Source organism: Pseudomonas sp. 1D4 (assembly GCF_001728925.1).
Taxonomy (GTDB): Bacteria; Pseudomonadota; Gammaproteobacteria; order Pseudomonadales; family Pseudomonadaceae; genus Metapseudomonas; species Metapseudomonas otitidis.
Map to the genome: position 1 here is coordinate 79,594 of NZ_LXJQ01000010.1, position 16,936 is coordinate 96,529.

A 16,936-nucleotide genomic window follows, 5' to 3' on the forward strand; every position below is an offset into this window, starting at 1 on the left:
TCAGGAGCCGGCCATTGCGTCCATGAGTGCGCGCCCGACACGGGCGACGCCGAGGCCATCGACCTGGTCCCAGGCCCGCCGGGACATGCCGCGCAGTCGCTCGGCGTCGAGGCCCTCCAGCACGCGCCGGTAGTCGGCGGATGACACGTCGGCGTGCTCACCCAGGTCGATGGCAAGGCCGAGCCCGTCCAGCCCCCGGGCCAGCTCACGCTGGTTTTCCGCCAGCACCACCACCAGAGCCGGCAGCCCAAGAGCACAGCGCTCCCAGGAAGACGAGCCAGCGGCGCCGATGGCCAGGTCCGCCACGGCCATCAGCCGGGCCATGTAATCGATCTGGCAGTGCAGGTGCCAGCCCTGGGCGGTACAGAGGCGCTCCAGCACCTTGTGATCACCGTGCCCAAGGCCGATGACCACATCCACCTGCAGTTGCGGCCGCCAATCTGCCAGCGCCTGCAGGGCCTTGAGGGTCTCGCCCTGGTCGTCGCCACCAGTGAAGAACACCAGCAGACGCTTCAGCTCACCGGCGCGCGGTGCGATTCCTTCACGGGCACGCAGGAACTCCTCGCGCAGCAGGGCGTAGGACGGACCGAACAGCGTCGTTGCAGAGCAGGTCAGATGGCTGGCGTAGCGTGCATGCGGTTCGGCATGCAGGCCCGGGTCCAGCAGCAGGTCGCAGTCCAAGGGGCGGTTGGCCAGGTCGTCCAGCACCATGACGCGCGACGCATGACGACGTGCAAGGCCATGCCACTCGGCGTCCAGCCCGTAGTGGTCGACGACGCACCAGTCGAAATGGCGTTCGCCCAGCAATCCATGCAACGCCTCGGCATCGGCGCGGTTATCGATCCGCGCTTCGGCGGTACAGGCCGCCGTCTCGTCAGCAGCGCTCGCGGGCAGCCTCAGCAGCGCGTAGTCGCTCGGCACCAGCGCAAGGGGCGCAGCGGGCAGGTCACGGCAGGCAAAGGTCAATCCGGCACCCTGCTCGTACAATTCACGGGCGAGCGTCAGGCAGCGCATCAGGTGGCCGCTACCCATGACGGGCGATGCATCCACACGAAACAGCACCTGCATCTCAGATATCCCCCTCCAGCAGCAGGGCGGCGTACATCAGCTCGGCACGGTGCCAGTCGTCGGGACCGTCGATGTCCTGCACCAGGTAGCGCGGCAGGATCAGCGGCAGAGAATGCGGCGCGTGTACCGCCTTGCCTGCGAGCCAGGCACTTGTACGCCCCCAGTAGAACTGACCGGCGTCATGGTAGGCGCGCTCCAAGTCCTGGGAACGGGTTTCGTAGAACTCGGGATAGAGCGACTCGACGCCGCCATCGGCGGCAACCCGCAGGGCACGCTGCACCGGCGAGGCGAAATCGGTGACGGTGAAGGCGAAATCCTTCTCCGGATGTGCCGCCAACAGTTCGAAGCCCTCACTGAGCTTCTCCGGCAATACCAGAGGGGCGGTGGCGTAGAGGCAGCAGGTGTAGTCGGGGTGGTCGCCAACGGCAGCCAACTCACGGAGCGCATGCTGGATGACCTCGACCGTGCCGGCATGATCATCGGCCAGGGCCGCCGGACGCATGAAGGGCACCTCGGCCCCCAGTTCGCGGGCCACGCTGGCGATCTCCTCGTCGTCGGTGCTGACGATGACGCGGTCGAACAGCCCGGACAGCAAGGCCGCGCGGATCGGGTAGGCGATCATCGGCTGGCCCTGGAAGAGCTTGAGGTTCTTGCGCGGGATGCGCTTGCTGCCGCCTCTGGCGGGGATGATGGCGACGCGGCTCATGGGCGCTTCTCCAACAGGAACCAGTTCATATCATCGGCCGGGAAGTTCACATCACGCCGATAGATAAAGCCGTAGTCCACCAGGCGCAGGCCCTCGTAGCGATCGAGCAGCTCGCCGGCGAAGTCGCGCTTGAACAGCTTGCCCGTGTGCCCCCGGTAGCTGACTTCCACCGGCGAGGGGTTGTAGTACTCGGCGACGAGCACATAGCGCCGGCTGGCTTCGTACAGCTTGGCGTAGGCATTAGGCAGCAGCTCGGGCGGCAGGTGGATGAGCACGCCACGGGTGAACGCCAGATCCACCGGCTCGTGCACCGGGTAGTCGAACAGCGAGCCGTGCCAGACCTCGGCGATCCCCAGTGACTGGGCGATGGCGTGGGCCTTGGCATTCAGCTCGACGCCATGCAGGGCGGCGTCCGGCAGCAGCCGATGCAGCGCCTGGAGGTTGAGCCCGCGGTTGGTGCCCAGCTCCAGCAGGCTGTCGAGGCGCCCGGCACGGCGCAGGGCCTGGGCGAAGAAGGCGGTGGCGCTGGCTACGTGGCGCTCGCCGTCGTTGCGGTCGACGTAGTCGTCACCGAACTCGCCCTGCCAGAAACGTTCCTGCTCGGTCAGTTCGCGCATGGCGCGTCTCCTGTCAGCGCAGGAGGGCGGTCAGTGCCTGCACCACCCGCTCCTGCTGGTCATCGGTCATGCCGTGGAAGAGCGGCAGGCTCAGGGCCTCGGCGTAGTAGCGCTCGGCCTCGGGGAAGTCGCCCGGGGCAAAGCCCAGCCGCTGGTAGTGAGGCTGCAGGTGCACCGGGATGTAGTGCAGGTTGACGCCGATGCCGGCGGCCCGCAGCCCCTCGAACACCTCGCGGTGGCTGCGGCGGATGGCGTTCAGGCGCAGGCGCACCGGGTAGAGGTGCCAGGCCGAGTCGGCCCCCTCCTGGCGCCCCGGCAGGCGCAGCGGCAGATCGGCGAGCAGCTCGTCGTAGCGGTCGGCCAGGGCCCGGCGACGGGTGACGAAGGCCTCCAAACGCTGCAACTGGGAAAAGCCGAGGGCGGCCTGCAGATCGGTCATGCGGTAGTTGAAGCCCAGTTCCAGCTGCTGGTAGTACCAGGGGCCGTGGCTGGCTTCGGTCATGGCGGCCGGGTCACGGGTGATGCCGTGGCTGCGCAGGCGCCGCAGGCGCTCCGCCAGGTGCGGGTCCTGGGTGGTGAGCATGCCGCCTTCGCCGGTGGTGATGATCTTCACCGGGTGGAAGCTGAACACGCTGATGTCGGCATGGGCGCCGCAGCCCACCGGGCGCCCGAGGTAGGCGGCGCCGACGGCGTGGGAGGCGTCCTCGATCACGCGGAAGCCGTAGCGCCGGGCCAGTGCGGCGATGCGCGCCATGTCGCAGCTCTGCCCGGCGAAGGCCACCGGCACCAGCACCTTGGGCAACCGGCCGCGCTGCTCGGCCTGGGCGAGACGAACCTCCAGCAGGTCCACGTCGAGGTTGAAGGTGCGTGGGTCGATGTCGACGAAGTCCACCTGGGCGCCGCAGTAGAGCGCGCAATTGGCGCTGGCGACGAAGGTGTTGGGGCTGGTCCAGAGCCAGTCCCCCGGGCCCAGGTCGAGGGCCAGGCAGGCGATGTGCAGGGCTGCCGTGGCGTTGCTGACGGCGATGCCGTGGGCAGCTTCGCAGCGGGCAGCGAAGGCGACCTCGAAACGCTCGATGGCCGGCCCCTGGGTCAGCCAGTCGGAGTTGAGGGTCTCGACGACGGCGTCGATGTCGGCCTGGGAAATGCTCTGACGTCCGTAGGGAATCATGCTCAGGACCAGGCCTCGGCCAGCTCGCGCAGTTCGGCGACGCTTAGGTAGTGGGGATTGCTGTCGGAGACGTACTCGAAGCCCTCCTCCACCGCGCGGCCGATCCCCCCCAGGCCGTCGCGGGCGTAGTCGTACTGCATGTTGAAGTTGATGGAAGGGGCGATGACGAAGTGGCTGTCGAATTCCCAGGTGTGGGAGCTGTCATCGCGGGAAATCATCATTTCGTGCAGCTTCTCGCCGGGGCGGATGCCCACCAGACGATGGGGCAGGCCCGGCGCCAGGGCCTCGGCCAGATCGGTGATGCGTGCGGAGGGGATCTTCGGCACGAACAGCTCGCCGCCCTGCATGCGCTCGAAGCTGCGCATGACGAAGTCGACGCCCTGGTCGAGGGTGATCCAGAAGCGGGTCATGCGCGCATCGGTGATCGGCAGCTCGCGGGCACCGTCGGCCAGCAGCTTGCGGAAGAACGGCAGCACCGAGCCCCGCGAGCCGACCACATTGCCGTAGCGGACGACGGCGAAGCGGGTCTGGTGGTCGCCGGTGATGTTGTTGGCGGCAACGAACAGCTTGTCGCTCAGCAGCTTGGTGGCGCCGTAGAGGTTGATGGGGCTGGAGGCCTTGTCGGTGGAGAGCGCCACCACTTTCTGCACGCCGTTGGCGATGGCGCCGTTGATGATGTTCTCGGCGCCGCCGACGTTGGTGCGGATGCATTCGGTGGGGTTGTATTCGGCAGCCGGTACCTGCTTGAGGGCTGCGGCGTGCACCACCAGGTCGATGCCACGCAGGGCCTGCTGGACGCGGTCGGCGTCGCGCACGTCGCCGAGGAAGTAGCGCATGCAGGGGGCGTTGAACTCCTGCTGCATTTCGTACTGTTTGAGTTCGTCCCGCGAGAACACCACCACGCGCTTGGGCTGGTAGCGCTGGAGCAGGCTGCGGATGAAGGAGCGACCGAACGAGCCGGTACCTCCGGATACGAATACGGACTTGCCATCGAACATGCGTGTTCTCCCCTGCCCTGCCGCCACCGGCTTCGCCGACGGCCCTGCGCCTGTCGTGCTGACGGAATTATGGCGTTCTATTCGGTTTTCAGGTCACGAAGCAAGCATGGTGCCAACCCACCGGAATGCAAGGCGACGCCGTGTCCCAGGGACAGGGCGTCGCCAGCAGTGCGCAGAAGGCCGATCAGTTGAGGAAGTTGAACAGGCTCAGGCCGTTGATCTTGACGAAGCTCTGCTGGGCCGCCTGCAGGATGGTGGACTGCAGGGTGAGACGCGAGATGGCCTCGGCGTAGTCCAGGTCCTCCAGCTCGGATTGCACGGCCTTGTTCACCAGGCTGACGTCGTCGACGAACCCTTCGGTGGTCTCCAGGGTGTTGAGGCGCGCGCCGATGGAGCCCTGCACGGCAAGCACCTTGGTGTTCACCGCTTCAAGGTTGGACAGCGCCACCGCCACCGAGTCGCGAGTCTGCAGATTCCCCACCGGGCCGTCGGAGGAGGACTGAAGGGCTTTGCGCAGGTCGGAGACCACGTTCAACAGCCCGCGCTTCTCCTGGGATGGGTTGCGGTTGATGCTGAAGTCGTCGCCAGTGGCGGGATTGCCGTCGATCTGCACCTTGACGCCGCCATAGGTGACGAAGTTAGGGGTGGCCGTGTTGGTATCGAACGCTCCGGTAGCCAACTGCCCAGTCGGCGGCGTCGCGGGGTTGTAGGTGGTCCAGTCGTAAGCCGGCGGCAGGGTGGCCGGGTTGTAGACCACATAGTTCTGGGAGTCGAGGAAATGGATGCCGATGGCATCGGTGGCCACTGGCGGGTTGCTGGCGGGGAAGATGGTGTCGTAATCGACCTTGTCTATCACCAGGCCCTGGGCGATGCGCGCGGTACTGCCGGTACCGACGCTCCCCTGGGAGGTGGTCACGCGGTTGGCGTTGAACACGTCCTCGAACAGCGCCTTGCCGTTGTCACCCAGGGCGAGGAAGGTGCTGCTGGCCACCTGCACCTCGCGCCGGCCCTCGTCGCCCAGGTAGCTGTAGGTGCCGTCGGCATTACGGACGAACGGCGCGGTATCGGCCTGGGAGCCGCCGAACAGGTACTTGCCGCTGGAGTCACGACTGTTGAGCAGGCTGAGCAACTCGTCCTCGCGCTGCTGCAGCTCGGTGCCCAGGGCTGCCTTGTCAGTGGAGTCCTGGCCACCGTCACCTGCCTGTACGGCAATCTCGCGGATGCGCTGCAGCACGTTGCCCACCGAGTTCAGCACCGCTTCCTCGGCGTTGAGGCTGTTCTTGGCGGCGGTGATGTTCGACTTGTACTGGCCGTTCAGCGACTCCTCCTGGCTGAGTTGCAGGAGGCGCACGGAGGCCACCGGGTCGTCAGCCGGCGTGAGGAGGCGCTTGCCGGTGCTGATCTGTTCCTGGGTGCGGGTGACGTTGGAGTAGTTTCGCTGCAGGCCGGCAACCTGGTTGTTGAAGGCCTGGATGGTGGAGATTCTCATATCGCATCAGCCTCAGTTGAAGGCGCCGATCAGGGTATCGAACAGCGCCCGCGCAACTTGAATGACCTGGGCATTGGCATTGTAGTACTGCTGGAACCGGATGAGGCTGGCGGCCTCCTCGTCCAGGCTCACAGCCGACAGGGAGTCACGGCTGTCCTGGGCCTGGGCCTGCACCGCCTCGGCAGCGGCCGCGTTGATCCGCACCTGGGAGGTCAGCGCACCGACCTTCTCCACCAGGGCGCTGTAGGAGTCGTTGTAGGTGGCACTGGTGGCACCGATGTTGACCGTCTGCTTGGTCTGCAGCCCGACCAGGGCGAGGCCGTTGCGGTTGTCCGCCGTGCCCTTGGTGTTGAAGGCCAGGGTGAAGCTGTCGCCGCCCTGGGGAATGCCCGAGACGGTGAACTCGTAGGTATAGCTGTTGTTGGTGGAGGGGTCGGTGTAGTTCAACCTCAGAGTGTTGGTCTGCCCCGGGGTCAGCGCCGTGGTCGAGGGTGAGACATAGCTCAGGGTCGCGCCAGGCGGCAGGGCGCCGGTCAGGGTGTTGGTGGTCGAGTCGAACGTCAGCGTGCGACCGGTGGTGCCGAACAGGTCCTGCAGGTCGGTGAGGTCGATGGGCGATGGGCCGTTGACCAGCGCCGGCTGCCCGATGGCGCCGGTACCCCGGTTGTTGGTGGTGGCTTCGGCACGGGCCGAACCGGCGAACGCCAACTGGTCGGCGGACTGCAAGGTCGCGCCGAAGTCGGCAGCGCCGCGACGGGTCGGTTGCAGGGTGAAACGGTCACCGGCGGCCGGCAGTGCGTTCAACTGCACCTGGAAGCCCTGGTTGACGCCCGAGGCGTCGGCGAAGCTCAGGGTGTAGGGGCCGGTGCCGGTGACCGTGACGGTCATGCTGGCGTTGTCGGACAGGCGCAGCGCGGTGAAGTTGGTGCCGTCGAAGTCCAGCCGGTAGTCGCTGGAGGTCATCTGGCTGGTGTTGGTGATGTTGAGGACACCGCTGGCCGTACCGGTGTTGGTGGTGGCCGCGAGTACGCGCAGGGATGCAGCCTGGGCCGAGTTGATGTCGGCGAAGAGCGGGCTGCCGGCCCGACCGACCAAATCCAGGCCCTGGCCCAGTTGCTTGTTGACCGTGTCGCTGATGGTGATGGCGAGCTGGCCCAGGGCGTTGTAGGACTGGTCCAGCGCGGTGTCTCGGTAGGCGATCAGGCCGCCCATCTCGCCACCGGTCACCTGATCGGTGACGATCTGCGAGACGCCGCCGGTGATGAGCTCGATCTGGTAGCGCGACGGATCGTTGACGCCCGGCGAGGCTTTCAGGGTGGAGGCGGAGCTGCCCACCACCAGCGGCTGACCGGTACCGATGAACAGGCTGAGGGTGCCGTCCTTCTGCTCCAGGGTCTTCACGCCGACCATCTCGGATATCTGCCGGATCGCCTCTTCGCGGGCGTCCAGCAGGTCGTTGGGCTCGGCGCCGTTGGCACGCGCTTTGGCGATGGCGTCGTTGTAGGAGGCGACGTTGGCAGCCAGGGAGTTGATCTGGGTGGTCAGCGCATCGAGCTGACTGTTGATCTGCTCGTTCTGCTTGTCGAACTGGCCGTAGAGCGTGTTGAAGGTGTCCGAGAGGCTCTTGGCCTGGGACAGCACGGCCTCGCGCCCGGCCAGGGACGCCGGGTCCTGGGAAGCGGTCTGCAGCGAGGTGAAGAAGCTCTTCAGCGCCGGGCTGATGCCGGTGGTGGTGCTGGACAGCAGCGAGTCGAGCTGTTCGATCTGGCTCTTGAATGCCTGCAGTTCGCTGTTCTGGCTGGTGGCCGTGCGCAACTGCGAGGTGAGGAACTCGCTGGCCAGGCGGCGCACATCCGTCACCTGGCTGCCGGAGCCGATGTAGCCGCCGCCGGTGAACTGCGGGAGGTTGGTCTGCTGAACGGTCTGCTGACGCGAAAAACCGGGCGTGTTGACGTTGCTGATGTTGTGCCCGGTGGTGGTCAGCGAGGTCTGCGTGCTGCGCAGGCCGGACAGGCCGATGTAGAGAAGGTCAGCCATTGCTCATCCTCATGAGTTGGGCACCGAACCGACCGATGCGACGGCCTGGTAGGTCTGCATCTGGCGCGCGATCTGCGTGACCTTGCGCGCGTACTGCGGGTCGGTGGCGTAGCCGGCCTGTTGCAGTTCGCGGACGAAGCGCTCGGGTTTGTCGGTCACTGCCAGTGCGTCCTGGTATCGGTCATTCCCCTGCAGGAAGCTCACGTAGTCACGGAAGCTCTGCCGGTACGAGTCGTAGGCGCGGAACGAGGCCGCTTCCTTGACGGCTTCGCCGCCCTTGTATTCGGTGGTCACGGCGCGGGCGGACTGACCGCCCCAGCCGTGGGATTTGATGCCGAACAGGTTGTGGCTGCTGCTGCCGTCCTGCTGGCGAATGATGGATTTGCCCCAACCGGTCTCCAGTGCTGCCTGGGCCACCAGGTAGCGTGGGTCGACGCCGATGCTCTTCGCCGCTTCCTGGGCCATGGGCATCATGGTGTCGATGAATTCCTGGGGTGAACTGAAAGCGGGCTTGCCCGGTGCCAGCGGCGGCTGGGCGATGCGCCGGCCGATCACGGCGCTGTCGCCATCCACCGAGGCCACGCCCCGCTCGGGTGCGCCATAGGACTTGGCTGGCAGCCAATCGGAACCAGCCAAGGCCTGCTTGCCGTCTGCGACTCCGGCAGGCGGCACGATGCCGGCCAGCAGGCGGTCGGTGAAGCGACTGGGCAGGCTGATGCGGCGCTGGGCCAGCAGTTTGGAATCGTCACGCCCCCCTTCCGGCGCGGCCGCGGGGCTGCTGCCCTTCTGCGGCCACTGGGCTCCGGCGGTCTCGGCCACCTGGGCGAAGGGGTTGGCCTTGCCGGTGGACTTGGTCTTGCTCAACTGGCGGGTCAGCACATCGGCCAGGCCGATGCCGTGGCCCTTGGAGATGGTGACCGCGAGCTGCTGGTCGTACATGTCGCGGTAGGTCTTGCTCTCGTTGCTGTTGAGGAAGTTGCCTTCGGCGAAGACGTCGCCGGCGGCACGCATGGACTTGAGCATCTCGTTGACGAACAGCGACTCGAACTCCTGGGCGACCTTCTTGACGTTTTCCTCGCCGTCACGCCCCTTGCCCACCTTGAACTGGGCCATGCGGTTCAGGTCGGTGAAGGCACCGGAGTCGATGGCCCCGCGCGTGGCGAGGCCTGTAGTGAGCCTGGAGTCCATGATCGCTACCTCAGATCACGATCAGGTCAGCCTGGAGGGCGCCGGCTTGCTTGAGCGCCTCGAGGATGGCCATCAGGTCGGAAGGAGACGCCCCCACCTGGTTGACCGCGCGGACGATCTCGTCCAGCGAGGTACCGGGAGCGAACTTGAACATCGGCTTCGCCTCCTGGTCGGCCTTGACCTTGGAACGCGGTACGACAGCCGTCTGCCCGCCGGACAGTGCGCCCGGCTGACTGACGATGGGGTCTTCGGTGATGGTGACGGTGAGGCTGCCGTGGGTGACGGCGGCCGGCTGCACGCGCACGTCCTGGCCGATGACGATGGTGCCGGTGCGTGAATTGATGATGACCTTGGCCACGGCCTTGCCGGACTCGATCTCCAGGTTCTCGATCACCGAGAGGTAGTCGACGCGCTGGTTCGGGTCCAGCGGGGCACTGACCCGCACCGAACCACCGTCGATGGCCTGGGCGACACCTGGGCCGAGCATCTCATTGAGCTTGTCGACGATGTTCTTGGCGGTGGTGAAGTCCGGGCGGTTGAGGTTCAGGGTCAGGGTATTGCCCTGGTCGAAGCCGCTCGGCACCGGGCGCTCGACGGTGGCACCTGCGGGAATCCGGCCGGAGGACGGGACATTGACGGTGATCTTGGAGCCGTCGCTGCCCTGGGCGTCGAAGCCGCCCACCACCAGGTTGCCCTGGGCGATGGCGTAGACGTTGCCGTCGATGCCCTTCAGCGGGGTCATCAGCAGGCTGCCGCCGCGCAGGCTCTTGGCGTTGCCGATGGAGGAGATGGTCACGTCCAGGGTCTGGCCGGGCTTGGCGAAGGGCGGCAGGTCGGCGTGGATGGAGACGGCGGCGACGTTCTTCAACTGCACGTTGCCCGAGCCCTCCGGGACCTTGATGCCGAACTGCGCCAGCATGTTGTTGAAGGTCTGCAGGGTGAAGGGCGTCTGGGTGGTCTGGTCGCCGGTGCCGTTGAGCCCCACCACCAGGCCGTAGCCGATCAACTGGTTGTTACGCACGCCCTGAATGCTGGCCAGGTCCTTCAGGCGCTCGGCATGAGCGAAAGTACCGGCGAGCAACAGGCAAAGGGCTGCGATGAATCGTTTCATGTCGCGCTACCTGCTCAGAACGGCCACAGCGGGCTCATGAAGAAGCGGTCGAACCAGCCCGGCTGGCTGGCGTCGGCGAAGGCGCCGGTGCCCGAGTAGGTGATGCGGGCGTCCGCCACGCGAGTGGAGGACACGGTGTTGTCGGTGCCGATGTCGTCCGCACGCACCAGGCCGGCAATGCGCACCAGCTCGTCGCCGGTGTTCAGGGTCAGCCATTTCTCGCCACGCACGGCAAGGATGCCATTGGGCATCACTTCGGAGACGGTAACGGTGATTGAACCGGTCAGGCTGTTGCTCTGCCCCACCTTCGAGGTGCCGTTGGCATCACGACTACCCGAGTAACCGGCGGACAGCGTGAGGTCCTCGGCCTCCAGGGGGTTCAGCTTGGAGCTGGGGTTGCTGATCGAGACGCCACCGCCGAACAGGGAAGTCAAGCCAAGGTTGGCAGTGCTGTTCTTCTGGATCTGCGAGTTGGCGTTCTTGCTGGCCTGGGTCCGCTCGTTGAGGGTGATGGTGATGATGTCACCCACACGGTAGGCCTTGCGGTCGTTGTAGAGGTTGGTCTCGAACCCGGGCTGGTAGATGGCGCCGTTGTTCTGCGCGGCCGGCAGCGGGGTGCGGGGCAACACCGGTGCGTAGTACGGGTCGTTCGGCTTGGGCGGCGGCGCGACGCACCCGGCGAGAAGCTGGGTGGCGAGCAACGGGGCGATGATGAGCAGCCGGTTCATGACAACTTACCTCGGGGGCGTTACAGGTTCTGCGAGATGTAGCCGAGCATGGAGTCGGCGGTGGAGATGACCTTGGAGTTCATCTCGTAGGCACGCTGGGTGGTGATCATGTCCACCAGTTCCTCCACCACGCTAACGTTGGAGTTCTCCAGGGTGTTCTGCAGGACGTTGCCGAGTCCGGTGAGGCCCGGGGTGCCAACCTGCGGCGCACCACTGGCGGCGGTCTCCAGGAACAGGTTGTTGCCGATGGCCTGCAGGCCGCCGTAGTTGACGAAGTCGGCGGTCTGGATGTTGCCGATCACCTGGGGCGCGGGGTTGCCGAAGGTGGTCACCGAGGCGGTGCCATCCTCGCCAACGGTGAAGGTCTGGACCTGGGCGGGCAGGACGATGGCCGGCTCCAGGGGGTAGCCCTGGCTGGTGACGATCTGCCCGTCGGAGTTCAGGTGGAAGCTGCCGTCGCGGGTGTAGGAGACAGTGCCGTCCGGCAGGAGTATCTGGAAGAAGCCGCGCCCGTTGATGGCGAGGTCGAGCGGCTGCTCGGTGGTCTGCAGGCTGCCCTGGGTGAAGATCTTCTGGGTGCCGGCGATGCGCACACCGGTACCCAGCTGCAGGCCGCTGGGCAGTTGGCTGTCCTGAGTGCTCTGGGCGCCGGGCTGGCGGCGGATCTGGTAGAGCAGGTCCTGGAATTCGGCGCGGTCGCGCTTGAAGCCGGTGGTGGAGACGTTGGCCAGGTTGTTGGAGATGGTGGTCAGGTTCATGTCCTGTGCCGCCAAACCCGTCTTGCTGACCCAAAGTGCCGGAATCATCGTCATTCTCCTCGGGCGCCGAAGTCATGGCGCCGCGTACTGGTTGTTAGCTGAGCTGCATGACCCGTGCCATCGCCGCGGCGTCGTCCTCGGCGGTGCGCATCATCTTCACGTGCAGTTCGAATTGACGGGACAGGGAGAGGATCGCGGTCATCTCCTCGACGGCGTTGACGTTGCTCGCTTCAAGGAAACCCGAGGTGAGCTTGACCGTGCCATCCACGTCCGCTGGCTGTTTGTTCTTGGTATGGATCAGGCCATCGAGGCCCTTCTCCAGTTGCTTGGGATCGGGGTTGACGAGCTTGATGCGGTCCACCTCGGCCATCACGTTGGGGGCCTCGCCCAGGGCGCGGATGCTGATGGTGCCGTCGGAGCCGATCTCCACCTTCTGCTCCGGCGGGATGGCGATCGGCCCGGCGTTGCCGATTACCGGCAAGCCATTGCCGGCACGCAACTGGCCGTTGGCGTCCACCTGGAGGCTGGCGGTGCGCACGTAGCCTTCGCTGCCGTCCGGCGCCTGCACGGCGATCCAGCCCTCACCACCGATGGCGATGTCCATGTCGCGCCCGGTTTCCTGCAGGGCACCTGGGGTGAAGTCGGTCCCGGGGCGTTCGCTCATGGCGAACACGCGCGCCGGGAAGGTGTCGCCGAACACGGGCATGGAACGCGCCTGCTCGAAGTCGCGACGGAACCCGGTGGTGGATACGTTCGCCAGGTTGTTGGCATGAGCGCGCTGGGCCAGGGTGTTCTGGCTGGCACCGGTCATGGAGATGTAGAGCATCTTGTCCATGGAGGTCTCCAAGGTGGGCTTTTGACGCCCGCATTGCTTTGCAGGGTCTACAGCAATTGCTGTGCCAAGCTCTTCAAATAGAGACACGCCATTGATAAACAAGGAGAAACTGAAAAGAAAAAGGCCTCACATGGAGGCCCTGGAATGCCGTGGCGGCGAGGGGATGCCGCCAGCGGCAAGGTCGCCGCCACCCTTTTGACGGGCGACGGCCACTCACTCAACGCAGGTTGATGATGGTCTGGGTCACCGCATTCTCGGTCTCGATGGTCTTGGCGTTGGCCTGGTAGTTGCGCTGCGCAACGATCAGGTCGACCAGCTCGGTTGAAATATCCACGTTGGAGGACTCCAGAGCGCCGGACTGCAGAGCCCCCAGGGTGCCGGCACGCGGAGTGCCGATCACCGGCTCACCGGATTCGGAGGATTCGACCCAGGAGGTCTTGCCCACCGGAGTCAAGCCCTGGACGTTGGCGAAGTTCGCCAGGACGACCTGACCCTGGAGCTGGGTCTGACCGTTGGTATAGCGGGCGAAGATCATGCCCTTGTCATCGATCTGCAGGCCGGCCAGTTGCCCGGTGGTGTAGCCATCCTGGGCGACGCTGGCAACAGCGAAGGCGCTGGAGAACTGGGTGGAGCCACGGATATCGAAGGTGATGCTCGGGGCGGCTGCGGCACCGTTGGCGCTCCATACCGGCGGGGTGGCGCCGTCGGATACGGCCGGCACCCAGCCATTGATGCCCAGGGTGCCGTCGGCGTTAACGGCAAAGCCACCGGTGTTGGCGAAGGTGGAGGTGTCCAACTGGCCGGAGGCGGTGAAGCCCACCGGGGTACTCATGGGGGTGGTGGAGGCCGGATTGGTAGGGTTACGACCGTCGATCAGCACGTTCATGGTCCAGGTGTTCGCCGGCGTGGCCGATTTGACGAAGTACTGGGTCATGACATGGGGGTTGCCCTGGGCGTCATAGATGTTGACCGACGTGGAGGAGTTGTAGCTCTTCGGGTCGGCCGGGTTGAACGGCGACACCGTCGGAGGGGTGTTGCTGGAGTTCAGGTTGAACGGCTGGGTGATGGTGGTGGTGGCCTTGGGCTGCTGGTTGTTGGTCTTGATGGTGAGGTCACCGACCACACCGCTTTGCAGCGCACCACTGGCATCCACCGTGTAACCCTGGAGGCGGTAGCCGTTGTTGTCGACGATGAAGCCGTCCTTGTCGGTGCCGAAGTAACCGGCACGGGTGTAGCTGACAGCGCCGTTGTTGCTGGTGACGAAGAAGCCGTTGCCGTTGATGGCCAGGTCGAGGGCGTTTTCGGTGTAGTCGATGGTGCCCTGGTTGTAGAGCTGGGCGACGTTGGCCAGCAGCACGCCGCTGCCGATGGTCTTGCTGCCGGAGCCCAGTACGGACGCCGAGTACAGGTCCTGGAACTCGCCACGGGACTGTTTGAAGCCCACGGTCCCTGCGTTGGCGATGTTGTTGCCAGTGATGTTGAGGTCACTGGAGGCGGCGCGGATGCCGCTGAGGCCGATGTTGAACGACATGGGATGCTCCTGTTGCGCCGACAGCGTCGACGATTACTTACCGATGACCTGGACCTTGGAAAGCGCGATGCTGCCGAGCCCTGCGAGGTTGAGCGTCATCTCTCTTCCGTTCTGGCCCAGGGTGACGCTGTCGACGTTGGCCGGGAGGACGGTGCCCATGGCAACGGTCTTGCCATCGACGCCAGCCTCGGCCTTGAAGGTGTAGACCCCCTTGGCGACAGCATTGCCACTGGAGTCCTTGCCGTCCCAGGTGAAACTGACCGCACCGGCCTTCTGCGCACCCAGGTTGACGCGACTGACCGTGTTGCCCTTGTCGTCCAGTACGTTGACGTAGAGGTTGGACGTGGAGCTGGTGAGGCTGACGGTGCCGGTGAGCCCTTCGGCGGGATCGACCATGGCCTTGCTGGAGGGGACCATGACCTTGCGCCCCACCAGGGATGATGCCTGCAGTGCCTGAGAGGACTGGGTGCTGGAGAGGATGGTGTTGACGCTCTTGTTCAGGTTGTCCAGGCCTTCGACGGTACTGAACTGGGCAAGCTGCGCCACGAACTCGCTGTTGGTCTGCGGGTCCAGCGGGTTCTGGTTGTTCATCTGCGCCACCAGCAACTGGAGGAACTGGTCTTTGCCCAGTTCCTTCGGCTTGGTGGTTTCCTTGAGCTTGTATTGGTCCAGTACCGAAGAACTGGTGGTGGCGCCTACGTCAACGCTCATCTTGTCACTCCCTCACGCACTCACTGACCCAGGGTCAGCACGCGCTGCATCATCTGCTTGGCGGTGTTCATCATTTCGACGTTGGTCTGGAAGGCTCGGCTGGCGGAGATCATGTCCGCCATTTCCTCGACCACGTTGACGTTGGGGTAGTACACGTAGCCGTCCGCATTGGCGGCGGGATGGTTCGGTTCATAGCGCGGCACCAGCGCGCTCTGGTCCTCGACCACACCCAGCACCTGGACGCCACGACCGGACTCGTCTTCAGGCGCGAACAGGGAACCCTGGTCGCTGCCCTGGCCGTTGAGCTGGCTCTGGTACATGGTGGCGAACACCGGATGGCGGGCGCGGTAGGTCTTGTCGATGCTGGAGGACACGGTCTCGGCGTTGGCGATGTTGCTGGAGACGGTGTTCAGTCGGGTGCTCTGAGCACTCATGCCGGTGCCGGCAATGTTGAAGACGCTGGTCAGGGACATGGTCGTTCTCCTTACTCGCCACGCAGTGCGTTGACGAGCCCTTTGAACTTGCTGTTGAGCAGGGTGAAGCTGGCCTGGAATTGCACGGAGTTCTCGGTGTAGCTGGCCTGTTCCTGCTGCAGGTCGACAGTGTTCTGGTCGATGGAGGGCTGGAACGGGATGCGGTACTTGAGGGACTCATCCAGCATGCCGGTGCCCTCGGCTGCGATGTGCCGCGCGTTGGTCAGCGTTGCCTGGAAAGTGCCCTTGGAGGCCTTCTCCGCCTGCTCGGCGAGCACGGAGGAGAAATCCAGGTCACGCGCCTTGAAGTGGGGGGTATCGGCGTTGGCGATGTTATTGGCCAGGACCTCGGCACGCTGAGTGCGGAACCGCAGGGCGGACTCGTGGATGCCAAGGGCGCTTTCGAAACTGATGCTCATGTCTTCCAACCTTTGCCAGGCGGCAATGACGGTTTGTCTGCCGGACATTCAGCAAAGGCTGTGCCAATTTTAAATATCCTTTTAAAACAAATAGTTGAGGAATTTTCAGACGACAATCAAGGGCTGAACGGTAAGGCTTTGCCGCTTTGCCGCAGACTGGGCGGCAAGGCGGCAACGGGCATTGCCGCCGAACGGCAAAGGGCGGCACGGCCGAATGACAGGCACAAAAAAGGAGGCTTGCGCCTCCTTTCAGGATCACCACCGATTACTTCACCTTGTAGATGATGCCCGGGTTGCACTGGACCATCTGATAGAGATCCGGCAAGCCGTTCAGAGCCTCGGAGGCCCCGAGAAACAGGTAGCCACCAGGCTTCAGGGTTGCGTGGATACGAGTAAGGATGTCCTTCTTCACATCGGCGGAGAAGTAGATCAGCACGTTGCGGCAGAACACGATGTCGAACTTGCCGAGAGAGGCGTAGCTGTCCAGCAGGTTCAAGGCGCGAAACTCCACGCGATTGCGAATGGCTGGCTTGACCACCCAGCGCCCCGGCCCTTTCGGATCAAAGAATCGGGTGAGCCGCTCCTGGGACAGACCACGCCCCATGGCGAGGCTGTCGTATTCGCCAGCACGGCAGGCCGCAAGCATGGCCGTGGACAGGTCGGTGGCGACGATCCGAACACCGGCCTTGAGTTGCCCCAGATTGGTCCGCTCGAACTCGTCGATGGCCATGGAGATGGAGAACGGCTCCTGCCCGGAGGAGCTGGCCGCCGACCAGATCCGCAAGGGCTGGTTCGGATTGGCCTTGATCAGCTCGGGCAGGATGCGACTCTTGAGCACTTCAAAGGGGTAGGTATCCCGAAACCAGAGCGTTTCGTTGGTGGTCATGGCATCCACCACCTGCTCTCGCAGGCCGCTACGGGGTGCGTTCTGGATCTTCTGCACCAGCTCGCTCAACGTCTTGATGCCGTTCTGCTCCATCAATTTGTTCAGACGGCTGGAAACCAGGTACTGCTTATTGCTTCCCAGCAATATGCCGCAGGTTTTTTCCAGGAAAGTCCGGAACTGCTCGAAATCCAAGTTACCTGAAGACACTAG

Annotated in this window: 17 protein-coding genes; all 17 read right to left on the minus strand. The window is 64.9% G+C overall.

Annotated features, from left to right (window positions below):
• On the minus strand, positions 1-1,068 hold the full coding sequence (pseG, locus tag A7D27_RS07790; protein WP_069564540.1) for a UDP-2,4-diacetamido-2,4,6-trideoxy-beta-L-altropyranose hydrolase: 1,068 nt from the start codon (positions 1,066-1,068) through the stop codon (positions 1-3).
• Between the two features lies 1 nt (position 1,069).
• A complete protein-coding gene (pseF, locus tag A7D27_RS07795) occupies positions 1,070-1,774 on the minus strand; it encodes a pseudaminic acid cytidylyltransferase (protein WP_069560346.1) in 705 nt (234 codons plus the stop codon).
• The gene (locus A7D27_RS07800; RefSeq protein WP_069564541.1) at positions 1,771-2,391 is read right to left on the minus strand and encodes a pseudaminic acid biosynthesis-associated methylase; all 621 of its coding nucleotides are present in this window, start codon (positions 2,389-2,391) and stop codon (positions 1,771-1,773) included. The genes pseF and A7D27_RS07800 overlap by 4 nt, the downstream gene beginning before the upstream one ends.
• Positions 2,392-2,404: 13 nt before the next feature.
• A complete protein-coding gene (gene pseC, locus A7D27_RS07805) occupies positions 2,405-3,562 on the minus strand; it encodes a UDP-4-amino-4,6-dideoxy-N-acetyl-beta-L-altrosamine transaminase (protein ID WP_069564542.1) in 1,158 nt (385 codons plus the stop codon).
• Positions 3,563-3,564: 2 nt separating this feature from the next.
• A complete protein-coding gene (gene pseB, locus A7D27_RS07810; protein WP_069564543.1) occupies positions 3,565-4,560 on the minus strand; it encodes a UDP-N-acetylglucosamine 4,6-dehydratase (inverting) in 996 nt (331 codons plus the stop codon).
• A gap of 184 nt (positions 4,561-4,744) precedes the next feature.
• Positions 4,745-6,049 carry a flagellar hook-associated protein FlgL gene (gene flgL, locus A7D27_RS07815; protein WP_069560342.1) on the minus strand — a complete coding sequence of 435 codons (1,305 nt, stop codon included), beginning with the start codon at positions 6,047-6,049 and terminating at the stop codon, positions 4,745-4,747.
• Between the two features lie 12 nt (positions 6,050-6,061).
• Positions 6,062-8,086 (minus strand): flagellar hook-associated protein FlgK, encoded by a 2,025-nt coding sequence (gene flgK, locus A7D27_RS07820; RefSeq protein ID WP_069560341.1) that lies wholly within the window; start codon positions 8,084-8,086, stop codon positions 6,062-6,064.
• 9 nt (positions 8,087-8,095) lie between these two features.
• Positions 8,096-9,274: a flagellar assembly peptidoglycan hydrolase FlgJ gene (gene flgJ / locus A7D27_RS07825; protein WP_069560340.1), complete on the minus strand. Its 1,179-nt coding sequence runs from the start codon at positions 9,272-9,274 to the stop codon at positions 8,096-8,098.
• Between the two features lie 10 nt (positions 9,275-9,284).
• Positions 9,285-10,385, minus strand: a complete 1,101-nt coding sequence (locus A7D27_RS07830; RefSeq protein WP_069560339.1) for a flagellar basal body P-ring protein FlgI — start codon at positions 10,383-10,385, stop codon at positions 9,285-9,287.
• 14 nt (positions 10,386-10,399) lie between these two features.
• The gene (gene flgH / locus A7D27_RS07835) at positions 10,400-11,113 is read right to left on the minus strand and encodes a flagellar basal body L-ring protein FlgH (RefSeq protein ID WP_069560338.1); all 714 of its coding nucleotides are present in this window, start codon (positions 11,111-11,113) and stop codon (positions 10,400-10,402) included.
• A gap of 20 nt (positions 11,114-11,133) precedes the next feature.
• A complete protein-coding gene (gene flgG / locus A7D27_RS07840) occupies positions 11,134-11,919 on the minus strand; it encodes a flagellar basal-body rod protein FlgG (RefSeq protein WP_069564544.1) in 786 nt (261 codons plus the stop codon).
• Between the two features lie 46 nt (positions 11,920-11,965).
• Positions 11,966-12,706: a flagellar basal body rod protein FlgF gene (locus A7D27_RS07845; RefSeq protein WP_069560336.1), complete on the minus strand. Its 741-nt coding sequence runs from the start codon at positions 12,704-12,706 to the stop codon at positions 11,966-11,968.
• 217 nt (positions 12,707-12,923) lie between these two features.
• A complete protein-coding gene (gene flgE, locus A7D27_RS07850) occupies positions 12,924-14,237 on the minus strand; it encodes a flagellar hook protein FlgE (RefSeq protein ID WP_069560335.1) in 1,314 nt (437 codons plus the stop codon).
• A gap of 33 nt (positions 14,238-14,270) precedes the next feature.
• Positions 14,271-14,948: a flagellar hook assembly protein FlgD gene (flgD, locus tag A7D27_RS07855; RefSeq protein ID WP_069564545.1), complete on the minus strand. Its 678-nt coding sequence runs from the start codon at positions 14,946-14,948 to the stop codon at positions 14,271-14,273.
• Positions 14,949-14,968: 20 nt separating this feature from the next.
• Positions 14,969-15,421 carry a flagellar basal body rod protein FlgC gene (flgC, locus tag A7D27_RS07860; RefSeq protein WP_069560333.1) on the minus strand — a complete coding sequence of 151 codons (453 nt, stop codon included), beginning with the start codon at positions 15,419-15,421 and terminating at the stop codon, positions 14,969-14,971.
• Positions 15,422-15,432: 11 nt separating this feature from the next.
• Positions 15,433-15,840 (minus strand): flagellar basal body rod protein FlgB, encoded by a 408-nt coding sequence (flgB, locus tag A7D27_RS07865; RefSeq protein ID WP_069560332.1) that lies wholly within the window; start codon positions 15,838-15,840, stop codon positions 15,433-15,435.
• 265 nt (positions 15,841-16,105) lie between these two features.
• Positions 16,106-16,933, minus strand: coding sequence for a protein-glutamate O-methyltransferase CheR (gene cheR / locus A7D27_RS07870; protein WP_069560331.1), 828 nt, complete (start codon positions 16,931-16,933; stop codon positions 16,106-16,108).
• Positions 16,934-16,936: the final 3 nt, after the last annotated feature.